The sequence below is a fragment of the Nocardia sp. NPDC051929 genome (genome assembly GCF_044548645.1).
Lineage (GTDB): Bacteria > Actinomycetota > Actinomycetes > Mycobacteriales > Mycobacteriaceae > Nocardia > Nocardia sichangensis.
Genome location: NZ_JBIUCG010000026.1, coordinates 39,057 through 51,552, shown reverse-complemented (window position 1 = coordinate 51,552; position 12,496 = coordinate 39,057). Strand labels below are relative to the sequence as shown.

The window sequence follows — 12,496 nt, the reverse complement described above, 5'->3', positions numbered from 1 at the left end:
GGGAGCCGGGCCCACAACCATCCGAAAGGTTCACCATGAGCGACCTGCTCGCCCTCGTCGAGACGCACTACGAGGGACTGGAGGCCGGCGATCTCGAGCGCGCCGCGAGCCCGTTCACCGACGATGTCGCGGCCGAGTTCCCGTCCGGCCCCATGTCCGGCATCGAAGCGCTGCGCGGCCTCATCGGCGCCTTCATCACCGCTTTCCCCGGGATGAAGATCGAGCGTCGCAACATCTGGACCGATGGCGACACCGCCATCGCCGAACTCGTGTTCACCGGTGTCCAGACCGGGCCGCTCGCGACCGCCGAGGGCGAGGTCCCGCCGTCGGGCCGCACGGTCACCTTCCCGCTCATCGACACCTTCACCGTGCGCGACGGCAAGGTCGCCGAGCACCGGGTGTACTGGGACAACGTCAGCTTTCTGACCCAGCTGGGCCTGATGCCCGCCCAAGCCGACGCCTGAGCGCCGCGCCGAGACCCGAACCCCTCCGGCCCGTGGCCGGAGGGGTTCGTGCTGTGTGCCGAGTTGCAGAGGGGCTGCCCGGTGTGCAAATTGCTGGACATCCGCGCAGAGCGGGAAACCATAGCCTCCCAGACATGACCTTTGATTCGACGTCGACAGGTGGTCGGGGAGTGTGGCGCAGGCGGGTTCTGATTCCCGCACTCGCCGCGATCGTGCTGCCCGGCTTCACAGCGACAGCGCCGCCCGCCGCAGCTGACACCGCCGGCTATCACCTCTACGCTCACGGTTTCCTCAGCGCCGGCCTCGCGGGCTACAACGCGACCGACTCCGGGCAGCTGACACCCATCGCGGGCCGCCCGACACCCGGCGCGCTGAACTGGCCGCAGGCGGCCACCCAGGACGGTCGCTTCCTGTTCGCCGCTCCGGGCAGCGATCCGCGCCTGATCCCGTACGCGATCGGCGCCGACGGTGAGCTCACACCGGGGACGGCGCTGCCGCTGCCGGACGTGCCCGTCGACATCGCCTTCGCCCCGAACGGCCGGGACGGTTACGTCCTGGTCGGCCTGCACAACGCGCGGGTCGTCCCCGTGCGAATCGGCGCCGACGGCACACCGGTCGCCAACGGTGCCCCCGTCCCGTTCGGTGATGCCGCCGACGGCGTCGCCTCGGGCACCGTCTCCCCGGACGGCCGCCAGCTCTACGTCGCCAGTCTGCTGTTGCGCCAGGTGCTGGTGTTCGACATCGGCGCCGACGGTTCCGTGTCGCCGGTGAAGCAGCGGGTCGGCACCGGCCTGAACCCGATCTTCCCGCGGGTGTCCCCGGACGGCAGGCACGTCTACGTGGTCAACGAGATCAGTGGTTCGGTCTCCGGCTACGCGCGCGCCGAGGACGGTACCCTCACCGAGATCGCCGGGTCGCCGTTCCCCACGGGTCTGCTGCCGCATGTCAGCAGCATGACCTCCGACGGCCGGTTCCTGTACGTGCCGAACATGGGCTCGGGACACATCAGTTCGTTCGCGGTACAGCCCGACGGGGTCCTGATTCCCCTGCCCGATGTCGAGTTCGCGCCCGGCAAGCCGGGGACGTGCGCCGAGGCCACGGTGCTCTCGCCCAGCGGCACGACGCTGTGGGCGCTGGGCACCGACCCCCTGCGCGGTGGTGAGGAGATCCTGCACCGCTTCCGGATCGGTCCCGACGGCGTCCTCCACCTGGACGAGTCGGTGGACAGCTACACCGGCACCTATGTCGCCGACGGCCGCACGCTGTCGCTGGCAGCTACTCGCTGACCGACGCGCACCGGCCCGCCGGGATCGATCGATCCCGGCGGGCCGGTGGTTGTCCGGTCATCCACGAGACGCGCGGCGGCCTTTCCACGTTCGTCCTGGCTGCCGGCCGATGACACGTACGCCCCATGCTCGGTGAAGGTCGGCGACTTCGCCGGTCGGCAGGTTCACAGCGGCCACTGCAGGTGCTTGACTTCGAAGAACTCGCGGAACCCTTCTTCGCCGCCTTCTCTGCCGATGCCGCTGTGGCCGGGACCGCCCCAGGGGGCGTCGGCCCGCATGCCGCCGCCACCGTTGATGGTGACGGTGCCCGACCGCAGTCGCCGGGCGAACTCGATGGCCTCGGGGATCGGCCCCCAGACATTGGCGTTGAGTGCGTATTTGACATCGTTGGCGATGCGGACCGCGTCATCGAGGTCCGTGTAGGGCATGATCACACCCACCGGTGCGAACAGTTCCTCCTGGGCGATCTCGGCTTCGTTGGGCACACCGGTCACCAGGGTCGCCTCGAGGAAGAATCCGTTGTCGAGGCCCGCAGGCCGGCCACCACCGACCGGTATGTCGGCGCCGGCATCGCGGGCTCGGGCGAGGAAGCCCTCGACGTCGGCGCGGTGTTCGCCGGTGATGAGTGGCCCCAGGACGGTGTCCGGCGCGAGCGGGTCACCGACGGTGAGGCTGCGCAGGAACGCGCCCGAACGTTCGACATATTCGTCGAAGTTTCTCTGCGGCACCAAGCTTCGCGTCGTGGCGCCGCACGCCTGGCCGCTGTTGCGAGTGAATCGCAACGCCGAGGCGGGAACGGCGCGTTCCAGATCGGTACCGGGCAGCAGGATGTTGGGTGACTTGCCGCCGAGTTCGAGGACCACCTTCTTCAACGACGGCGCGGCCAGAGTGAGGATTCTGCTGCCGACCGCGGGGGAGCCGGTGAAGGTGACCATGTCGACTTCGCCTGCGGTGACGACCTGTTCGGTGACCGCGGGCGGGCCGAACACGAAATTGACCGCGCCCGCGGGGAATCCGGCTTCCTCGACCAGCTCGACGAACGCGGCGGTGAGCAGCACGGCCTTGGGCGAGGTGACCAGTATCGCCGAACAGCCTGCGGCGAGTGCCGCGCCGAGTTTGTAGGCGCTCATCATGATCGGCACGTTGTAGGCGACGATCGCCGCGACCACGCCCGCGGGTTGGCGCAGCAGCAGGCTGCTGGTGGTGATCGGATCGTGGTCGAGCGGCATCGGCTGTTCGTAGCCGTCGCGTGGTCCGCGAACGGCGGCGTCGGCGAACCAGCGGAAGAATTTGGCGGGCAGGTCGACGTGGAGGGTGGCGCCGCTGCCGACCGGGGTGCCGATCTCGGTGGCGGCGAGCCGGACCAGCGCTTCCCGGTTCGCCTGGAGGAGGTCGGCGAGGCGGTGCAGCAGAGCACCGCGTTCGGCGGGGCGGAGCCGGCTCCATGCCCCGTCGTCGAACGCGCGTCGAGCCGCCGACAGCGCCGCAGCCACCTGGACGGGACCGGTGGCGGGAGTGAGCGCCACCTGGAGGCCGGTCGCGGGGTTGATCGTGGCGATCGGGTCGCCGTCGCCGCCGGTCCAGCGACCGTCGATGTAGCTGGACGCCGCACGGATCGGAGTAGTCATGCGCGAATCCTTCGCGGGTAGAGATCGGATGGTGGGAGAGCGCTCAACCGACGCGGGAAGCGGGCCAGTCCCTGGCGGGAGAGCGCCAGGCGGGCCAATGGTCCTCGGGCTCCGGGCGGGTCACCGACACGTGGTGGAAGCACTGCTGGCACTTCACGACCATGCGCGGGCCGAGGAAGTTGGCGACGGGATAGCGTGCCAGCTTCGCCGCACCGCAGGCCGGGCACGCGCCGTCGACGGGCACCCGTTCGACATATACGCGCTCGGTCTCGGGGCGGGGGAACAGGAGTCGATCTACTGACATGGAATTGGTCCTCGTCTTCAGAGTGTCCAGGTGCGGGGAGTGGCGACCGGCACCTGCCAGCGCCCTTCGGCGCGCTCGCTCGCCAGACGCGCGCGCTGTGCCGTCGTGGCCGCTTCGTCCACCACTCCGTCGCTGAGCACGACGCCGTAACCGGCGGTAGCGAATTCGGTGCTCACCAGTCCGGACCGCACGTCGGACGCGACCCGGTCCACCTCGCGTTCGAGCGGATCACCCCAGCCGCCGCCACCACCGATGACGAACCGCAGGGCGTCGCCGGCTCTCAGGATCAGACCGGAGAACTTGCCTGTCCGATAGCGCGCGCCCCGCCCGAATTCACCGTGGTTCGGGTCGGGCCTGCCGTCGGCGTCGAACATGCCGAACAACGGCTCGATGCCGCGCAGGTCGAGCGGGTCGCAGTGCCGGGCGAGATCGAAACCCTCGATGTACCAACCGAATGCGGGAGCGCCCGCGCCACCGCCGTTGGAGCCCGGTGCGCCGACGCGGATTCGGTCGGCGGTGACCGTGACCATCGTGTCGGACTCGGCGTAGATCGAATACACCGAGCCGGCGCCACCGCGATACCGACCGGCACCTGCGGTATCGACCACCATCTCGTGCTGGACGACGACCAGCGGGCTCTCGATCTCGAGGTGCTCCTGCACGGAGGTGCGGCAGTTGCCGATCGGGATCACGCAGAACGAGACACCGTCTTCCTTCCACGTGCCGCCCCAGCCCCCGCCCGCGAGTGCGAACGCGCCCCACGGTGTTCCCTCGCGCCCGGCCCGGGTGTCGATGCCGCCGAGGCTGACGACCACCGCGGTGCCGGTGTCGCAGGCGAAGGCCTCGTCGGTGGCCCGGCTGAGCGCCTGGGTCACCACATTGATGCCGCGTGCGCCGATATCGGCGTGGTTGGAGCAGCTCGACGGTGGCAGTACCTGCACCACACTGCCGGACGGCAGGATCGTCTCGACCGGGCGCAAGGTGCCGCTGTTGACCGGCGTGGAGGGGTCGACCATCAGCTTGACCGCCTCGATGCATCGGGTGGCCTCGCACCAGGCGGTGCCGCAGTTGCCCAGCGGCTGACGACCGGAACCGGAGAAGTCGATCTCCATCGAATCCCCGCGGACCTTCACCGTGACGTGCACGGGGATCGCTTCACCGCTCACGCCGTCCTCGTCGAGGAAGTCCTCGGCGGTGTAATCGCCGTCTGGAATGCTCGCGATACCGCGGCGCATGCTCGCCTCGGTCGACTCGATGGCGTATCGCCCAGCGGCCCGGATCTTGTCCAACCCGCTACGGGCGACGAGTTCCTGCAACTGCCGTTCGCCGACGACCAGGCAGCCGTGTAGTGCGCGCAGATCGCCGAGCACGAGCTGCGGCACCCGGTTGTTCTCCAGGAGGAAGTTGAAGGTCGGCCGCACCGGAACGTCGTTGGCGTACAACAATGTCGGCGGCAGTTTGAGCTGTTCCTCGAAGTGCGTCTGCGTGCCGTTGGAGAAGCCGCCGGGGATCGCCCCGCCGAGGTCGACCAGGTGCGAGGTCGAGTGCAGCAGGAACTCCACCCGGCCGTCCACGAACACCGGACGCAGCAGGTTCACGTCGGACTGGTGGATGGTGCCACGCCACGGGTCGTTGACGAAGATGACGTCGCCGGGCTGCATCGTGTCGATGTCCCAGTCGTCCATCACGAAATTCGCGATATGCGGCGCGGTGAAGGCGTGCTGCATGCAGCCCTCCCACAGCGCGACCGTCTCCCAGCCGTCGTCGGTGCGCATGTGGATGGCGCTGGTGCAGTCGAGGATGTCGCGGCAGACCGGCGAGAAGGCGCTGCGCATCAGGGAATCCAGCATCTCGCGGGCGACTTCGATGAGGCCGTAGCGCAGGATGTCGAGCTCGACGTCGACCGCGAGGCCTGGGGTATGGGTGGTGCTGGTCATGGTTGCTCCTCAGGCCTGCGGCTCGATGATGAGATTGGTGTCGTCGTCCACGTGGGCGGCGCGGCCGGGCAGCACCAGGGTGGTCGCGAACTTCTCGGCGATCAGGGCGGGCCCCGGCACCGGGCGATGCGGTGCGAGACGTTCACGGACGTGGATCGGCGCCTCGACGGGTTCGGTGGTGCCCGGCACGGTCAACCGGGTGGTACGCAGGAACGACCCGCCCTCGTCCGGCGTGTGGTCGGCGGCGCGGAGTTCGCGCGGGATCACCGCGGTCACCTCGACGGTGGACACGACCACGGGGATCTCGGGGGCCGCGAAACCGTAGGAGTCCTGGTAGGACTCGTGGAATCGAGGGATCAGCTCGCCGACCCGCTCGGGTGTGAGCGCGGCCGCCTCGATCGGCAGCCGGTTGTCCCAGGTCTGGCCGCGGTACATCGCGAACACGGCGCGTTCGAAGCGAAGGCGCGACACGTCGATGCCCTGATCCCGCAGATCGGTTCTGATGCTGTCCTGCAATCCCGTGAACGCGGCTTCCACCGCCTCGGCGTGGTCGGGCGCCAGCGGAGTCATGATGGATCGCGCGCGCGTCACCATGAGGTCGCTGCGCAGCAGACCGAGAGCGGAGAACTGGCCGGGACTGCGCGGCACGATCACCTTGTCCACGCCGAGGATCTGACCGACCCGGTCGGCGAGCATCGGCCCCGCCGACCCGGACGGTTGCAGAGCGAACTCACGGATATCGAGTCCGCGGTACACCGAGATGCTGCGCACCTTCGCCGCGATGTCCTGGCAGGCGATCTCGTAAGCGGCCGAGGCGAGTTCGAGTGCCGACATGCCCCACTGCTTGCCGGTTGCGCGCAGCGCCTCGACCGCGGCGTCCACGTCGAGCCGGATGGCGCCGTTGGCGAACAGGTCGGGCGCCAGGATGCCGAGCGCGGCGCAGGCGTCGGTCAGTGTGGGCGCCACGCCGCCACGCTGGTAGCAGACCGGGCCGGGATTCGATCCGGCCGAGGCCGGGCCGACGGCGACGGTGCCGAGCGCGCTGGGGCGGATCAAGCTGCCCGCGCCGGAACCGATGCTTTCGACGTCGACCAGCGGCATGGTCAGCGTCAGCCCGGTCTCCAGGGTCCAGGTGTCGGTGAGTGGAGTCCTGCCGCCGCGGATCGCGGCCACGTCGGTGCTGGTGCCGCCCACATCGATGGTGAGCAGGTTCGGCACGCCGCTCTCGCCGGCGAGCTTGACGCTGCCGCTGACCCCGCCGACCGGGCCGGAGACGAGCTGGAACACCGGCGCCCGCCCGGCGTCGGCGAAGGTCGCCACCCCGCCGTTCATCATCATGATCCACAAGGTGCCCCGGTAGTCCTGTTCGGCGAGCCGGGCCATCAAGCGCTGGAGATAACCGACGACGGCCGGACCCACATAGGCGTCCAGGGCCACGGTGGTGGTGCGCTCGTGCTCGCGCGTCACCGGATACAACGCCGAGGTCTGGATATAGGCGCCGGGCAGTTCCTCGGCGACGATCTCGGCGGTGCGCTGCTCATGGGCGGGGTCGATGTAGGAATTCATCAGGCAGACCGCCACCGAGCGGGCGCCCTGGGCACCGAGTTCTCTGGCAGCGCGGCGCACGGCGTCCTCGTCGAGGGCGAGTATTTCGCTGCCGTCGTAGCGCAGCCGGCCGGGTACCCCGAAGCGCGACTCGCGCCGCACGATCGGACGTTCCTGGTGGGGCCGCAGCCACGTCGGATCGTAAAAACGGTCACCGAATTCCCGGTGCATGCGCCCGATGTCGAGCAGATCGCGATGGCCGCCGGTGGCGATCAGCCCGGTGTGCGCGCCCGTCCGGCTCAGCAGCGCGTTGATCCCCACGGTGTGTCCGTGCACGATCTCGGCGACCTCGGGTACGGCGACATCGATCGCCGCCAGCGACCGGAGGACGCCGATCTCCTGTTGCATGGTGGACAGGACCTTGCCGTCGCGGACCTCGCCGGTGGCTTGATTCAGGCCGATGATGTCGGTGAACGTGCCACCGACGTCGATGCCGACGATCCAGTCGGCCTTCCGTTCACTCTGTGTCATACCGCGCCTCCGGGCCCGTGTGCAGCGGCGATGGTGCCGCTCTATGTCGCAGGTCACTTTTCCGCTCGGCGGGCGCGAGGACATCCACCGCGGGTGAGAGATTCGTACGACCTTCGGCCGGTCCGGTCGGATCAGGCGCGGATCGTCGTCGGGTCCGCGTTGCGCAACCAGATCGAAACCGCTTCGGCGCGATTGGCGGCGCCGAGTTTGCGCAGCACGCGGGTGATGTGGGTTTTGACGGTGCCCTCGGAGATGGTGAGCTTGCGGGCGATGCGCGCGTTGGAGTCGCCCGCGGCGAGCAGCCGGACGATCTGCACTTCACGGCGGGTGAGAATCGCGTAGTCGTACCGGCTCGCCGCGATCGATGCGGTGACAGCCGGTCGCGGCGCGGACCAGCGGCCCAACCCGTCGAGCTGAGCGCGCATCGCCGAGACGCCCTCGAGCACGGACACTTTCGCCAGCTGCTGGCTCAACCCCTGAGCGAAGGCGGACAGAAGCAGCTGATCGACCTCGTCGAGCGCCCGCTGCTGGTGGTAGCAATCGCCGTGCACGAGGCCGACCACGGCGCCGTCGACCACGAGGGGTGCGATCCCGTAGGAGGAGGATTTGGTGATCGCCGCCAGCGGGCGGTTGACCCGGGGGTTGTCCTGCACCTCGTGCACCAGCACGGCGCGCGCGTCGACCACCGTGTCATTTTCGACCAAGCCGTTGTCGAGGATCGGTGGGTTCTCCCGTCCGACCGCGACGATGTCGGCCGCCCACCGGGGATCGCGGACGACGAACATCGTGTGCAGACGCCACGCCCCGTCGACGGTGGAGACCAGGGCCCGATCGAAACCGAGACCGCACGCCGCTTCCGGGACCCGGGTCAGCAGCGAGTCCACGGTGGTCTCGCCACTCACCTCGGCGAGTGCCGCGTGCACCCTGCTCAGCCGCCGCGTCCGGTTCGCGAGCCGGATCTGCGCCTGCATGGATTCCGCCGCCCTGATCCGGTCGAGCACACCGAGCAATGCGGCCAGCCGGGTGGGAGAGGGCGCGCCCGCGTCCGCTTCGCGCAAGGCGTGGGAGGTGACCATGTCCCAGAGTTCGCCCAGGTTCCATTCGTCGGTGGCGGCTCGATGTTCGGCCGGATCGCGATCGATCGCGGCGTGCGCCTGCGCGGCGATCTCGGCGATGGTGGCGTTCAACTCAGCGACACTGCGCTGTCTCGATGAACTGGACATGCGCGACTCCTGTATCCGCTGTCTTCGACACGATCTGGTGGGCCACGAGCCGAGGGCCGGACCACCGATGGATTCCCGGCTGTCGCCGGGAGCCGTGCGGGCCGGTCGACGCTGCCTCATGGTGCGGAGGTGACATCGCCGCCGGCGCGACCGGCGGTCTCCGAGGGCAGTTCGCCGAACCGTTCGCGGTACTGATGCGCGAAGCGGCCGAGGTGGAAGAAGCCCCATTTCATCGCCGTGTCACTCACCGAAGTGGCTCGGCCGGAGGCCAATTCGGCACGTACCCGGTCGAGTCGCACCGAGCGGACGTAGGCGCTCGGTGACATGCCCACAGCGTCGCGGAAGCCCAGTTGCAGCGCCCGGGCGGTGACTCCTGCACGGGCGGCGAGTTCGGCGGTCGAGACGTCGGCGTCGGGGTTGGCGTGGATATAGGCGACGGCGTCCCGTACCCGAGCGTGGCCGATGTCCGGTGCCGAGCCGGTCAGCCTCGGGGTGAGCTGGCTCGGCGCGGTGAGCAGGATCTGTGTCATCAGTGTCGACTCGAGTTCGCGGCAGGCCAGCGGCATCGTCGACACCCCGCCTTCGCGGGCCAATTCGTCGTAGACGAATCGGGTCGAGGCCAAAAGGGCACGGCCGGTGGGGGAATCGATGGGGAAGGTGAGGTCGAACAGGACCGGTTCGGTCTCCCGGTGGCCGAGCAGCCTGGCCGCGTGACGTTCGAAGGCACCTCGGCGCAGATTGATGTGATAGTGCGCCGCGTCGGCGCTCCAGCGGATCGATACCGGAGCGTCGTGGACGAACGCCACTCCGGCCTCACCCGCGCCGAACGAGCGGCGCGTGCCGTGCTGCGCCACCGTGCTCTGTCCCGCGACGGCCAGATTCACGTGATAGCACGTCTGCATCGCCGGCCCGTCGATGCGCGCGGCGGTGCCGTAGGCCATCCGGCCGACGGTCAGGCTCTCCGACCGCACCGTCTCCAGGGTGAAGTCGACGCCGCCACGCTCGTCGAGGGCGAGTTCGTGGTGGGCGAAGGTGGCGGCCACGTGGTCGTGGGCCGCGGCCGGATCTTCCGTGCGAAAGGCGCTCACGCACGCCGCGGGTGCTGACGGCAACGGCAGACCCTCCTTCCAGGCGTGAGGGTGTCACATAGCCAATATAATATATCGTCCACCGGCGACATGACGGTTCGTTCGAAGGACAACGCGCCTTCGTCAGGCGGATTGTGACCCAGATCTCTCGATCCTACGGTCGTCCTCACGGCGCTCGCCGAACAAAACCATTGCCGTAGGAGGACCCGTCATGCCCGACGCACCGACACCCCTCGAGGTGACCCGCGAACCCCGCGACGGCACCTGCCCACGATGCGGCGCCGCCGAACTGCGCGCGTATCCCGTGGTCGCCGAGCGGGGCTGGGTGCGGGTGGTCAAGTGCCAGCACTGCCTGCATTCCGTGACGCGGGAGCCGTGGCACCGCCTCGGTCCCATCCAGCTGCTCGCCGACTTCGTCTGAGCATCGAATCACTACAGGAGACACCATGATCGCAGTCGATGTGGGCGGCACGTTCACCGACGTCGTCGCCTGGCGCGACGGGCGGATCCACACCGCCAAGATCTCCACCGATTACGCCGAGGTCGCGGGGCCCGTATTGCGTGGTGCCGAGATCCTCGGCGTAGTGGACGCGGCGGTGTTCAACCACGCCAGCACGCACGGTCTCAACGCCGTGATCACCCGCCAGCTGCCCAAGATCGGCTTCCTGACCACCGAGGGGCACCGCGACATCCTCGACATGGGCCGCGTCTGGCGTCCGGCCGAGGCCACCCTCGACCCGCACTGGCGGCGCAGCTTCGGTGACGCGTCCAGGCCGCTGGTGCAGCGCTACCTGCGGCGCGGCATCCGCGAACGGATCACCGCCGACGGCGCGGTGCTCTTCGGGCTCGACGAGGATCAGGCCAGGACCGAGCTCGAGGTGCTGCGCCGGTGCGAGGTCGCCGGTGTCGCGATCTGCTTGCTCAACGCCTATGTCGAGCCCGCGCACGAGCTGCGGCTGCGCGAGCTGGTCGGCGAGGTGCTCGGCGACGTGCCGTGCTCGATCTCGAGCGAGGTGTCCCCGCTGGCGAAGGAATACGCGCGTGCCTCCACCACCGTGATCGACACGCTGATGAAGATCATCTACACCGACTACACGGCGAGCCTCGAGAAAGGGTTGAGCGAACTGGGTTTCGCCGGTCAGCTCAACTTCGCCGATTGCGCTGCGACCCTGGTGCCGTCGGCGCAGGCGATGGAGCAGCCGTTCCGGATCGTGTTCTCCGGTCCCGCCGTCGGAACCGTCGCCTGCGCCCACTTCGGCGCGCTGATCGACGAGAACGACCTGCTGTGTGCCGACGTGGGCGGCACGTCCTGTGACATCAGCGTGGTCAGCGCCGGGGAACCTTTCGTCGACACCACCTTCGAACTCGAGCACGACCTCGTGGTCAACGCCCTCGCCAACGACATCTCCAGCATCGGCGCGGGCGGCGGCAGCATCGTATCCCTCGGTGCCGCCGGAGAAATCCAGGTCGGGCCCGACAGCGCCAAGGCGCAGCCAGGCCCGGCGTGTTACGGCCGCGGTGGCACCCAACCGACGACGACCGACACCTGCCTGCTGATCGGGATCCTGGGCACCGGCGACTTCGCCGGTGGGGAACTGCGGCTCGACGCCGACGCGGCACGGCGGGCGTTCGAGTCCCTCGACACCGAACTCGACCTGGCCCATCGAGTCCGCTACGCCTACGAGATGGCGGTGAACAACATGGCCGAAGGCGTGTTCAACGTCGCCATCAAGAACGGCGTCGATCCCCGCGACTACAGCCTGGTCGCCTTCGGCGCCGCGGGCTCGATGCTGCTGCCCGCGGTCCTCGATACGGTGCAGTGCAAGCAGGTCATCGTGCCACCGAACCCGGGCCTGTTCTCCGCCGTCGGCCTGCTGTCCACCGACCAGGTGTTCACGGTCGACCGCAGTGCGTATCTCATGCTCACCGGCGAGGCCGCTCCCGCGATCGATGCGTTGTTCGCCGACATGGAGGAAAGGCTGCGGGCGCGGACCGGCGGCGGATCGGTGCGGATGCTGCGCAGCATGGACGCGCACCTGGCCGGACAGAGTTGGGAGACCCCGTTCGTGCCCGTGCCGAGCGGCACGATCGACGAAGCGGCGGTGGCCACCATGGTGTCCGCTTTCCACGACACCTACGAAGCACGCTCGGGCAACCGGTTCGAGACCATGCCTGTCGAGGGTGTGACGTTCCGGGTCCGCGCCGTGCTCGACACCCCCAAGGTCGAATACGCCGAACTCGCGGTCCGTTCCGAGGCGGACGGGCCGCTCACTCCGATCCGCACGGTGACTCTGCGCTATCTAGGTGACCTGGACGCGGATGGCGTCGGCGCCCAGCAGGCCCACGTCTACGACCGCGTGAGCTTGCGAGCCGGTGATGTGCTCGACGGCCCGGCGGTGGTCGAGGAAGAACTGTCCACCACCCATGTCGGCGCGGGGCAGCAGGCCACCGTCGGCCGGTACGGCGAAATCGTGATCCAGAGGAAGTGAC

Annotated in this window: 10 protein-coding genes; 4 read left to right on the top strand and 6 right to left on the bottom strand. The window is 69.0% G+C overall.

Going from position 1 to position 12,496, the window contains the following annotated elements:
* Nucleotides 1–35: 35 nt before the first annotated feature.
* On the top strand, nt 36–464 hold the full coding sequence (locus tag ACIHAX_RS30680; RefSeq protein WP_364436983.1) for a nuclear transport factor 2 family protein: 429 nt from the start codon (nt 36–38) through the stop codon (nt 462–464).
* A 134-nt stretch (nt 465–598) separates the two neighbouring features.
* The gene (locus ACIHAX_RS30675) at nt 599–1,750 is read left to right on the top strand and encodes a lactonase family protein (RefSeq protein ID WP_397281093.1); all 1,152 of its coding nucleotides are present in this window, start codon (nt 599–601) and stop codon (nt 1,748–1,750) included.
* Between the two features lie 164 nt (nt 1,751–1,914).
* Here ACIHAX_RS30675 and ACIHAX_RS30670 read toward each other — a convergent pair whose 3' ends face one another.
* From ACIHAX_RS30670 to ACIHAX_RS30645, 6 genes are all read right to left on the bottom strand, one after another.
* On the bottom strand, nt 1,915–3,378 hold the full coding sequence (locus ACIHAX_RS30670) for an aldehyde dehydrogenase family protein (protein ID WP_397281091.1): 1,464 nt from the start codon (nt 3,376–3,378) through the stop codon (nt 1,915–1,917).
* A 43-nt stretch (nt 3,379–3,421) separates the two neighbouring features.
* On the bottom strand, nt 3,422–3,682 hold the full coding sequence (locus tag ACIHAX_RS30665) for a hypothetical protein (protein WP_364436992.1): 261 nt from the start codon (nt 3,680–3,682) through the stop codon (nt 3,422–3,424).
* A 17-nt stretch (nt 3,683–3,699) separates the two neighbouring features.
* A complete protein-coding gene (locus tag ACIHAX_RS30660) occupies nt 3,700–5,619 on the bottom strand; it encodes a hydantoinase B/oxoprolinase family protein (protein ID WP_364436995.1) in 1,920 nt (639 codons plus the stop codon).
* Between the two features lie 9 nt (nt 5,620–5,628).
* Nucleotides 5,629–7,695, bottom strand: a complete 2,067-nt coding sequence (locus ACIHAX_RS30655) for a hydantoinase/oxoprolinase family protein (protein ID WP_397281089.1) — start codon at nt 7,693–7,695, stop codon at nt 5,629–5,631.
* A 131-nt stretch (nt 7,696–7,826) separates the two neighbouring features.
* Complete coding sequence (locus tag ACIHAX_RS30650) at nt 7,827–8,918, bottom strand: LuxR C-terminal-related transcriptional regulator (RefSeq protein ID WP_397281087.1); 1,092 nt, start codon at nt 8,916–8,918, stop codon at nt 7,827–7,829.
* A gap of 116 nt (nt 8,919–9,034) precedes the next feature.
* Nucleotides 9,035–10,030 (bottom strand): AraC family transcriptional regulator, encoded by a 996-nt coding sequence (locus tag ACIHAX_RS30645; RefSeq protein WP_228827021.1) that lies wholly within the window; start codon nt 10,028–10,030, stop codon nt 9,035–9,037.
* 187 nt (nt 10,031–10,217) lie between these two features.
* Here ACIHAX_RS30645 and ACIHAX_RS30640 point away from each other — a divergent pair, with 187 nt between their 5' ends.
* Both ACIHAX_RS30640 and ACIHAX_RS30635 read left to right on the top strand, forming a co-directional pair.
* Nucleotides 10,218–10,427: a hypothetical protein gene (locus ACIHAX_RS30640; RefSeq protein WP_067809743.1), complete on the top strand. Its 210-nt coding sequence runs from the start codon at nt 10,218–10,220 to the stop codon at nt 10,425–10,427.
* Nucleotides 10,428–10,452: 25 nt separating this feature from the next.
* The gene (locus ACIHAX_RS30635) at nt 10,453–12,495 is read left to right on the top strand and encodes a hydantoinase/oxoprolinase family protein (protein WP_397281084.1); all 2,043 of its coding nucleotides are present in this window, start codon (nt 10,453–10,455) and stop codon (nt 12,493–12,495) included.
* The last annotated feature ends 1 nt before the right edge of the window (nt 12,496 follow it).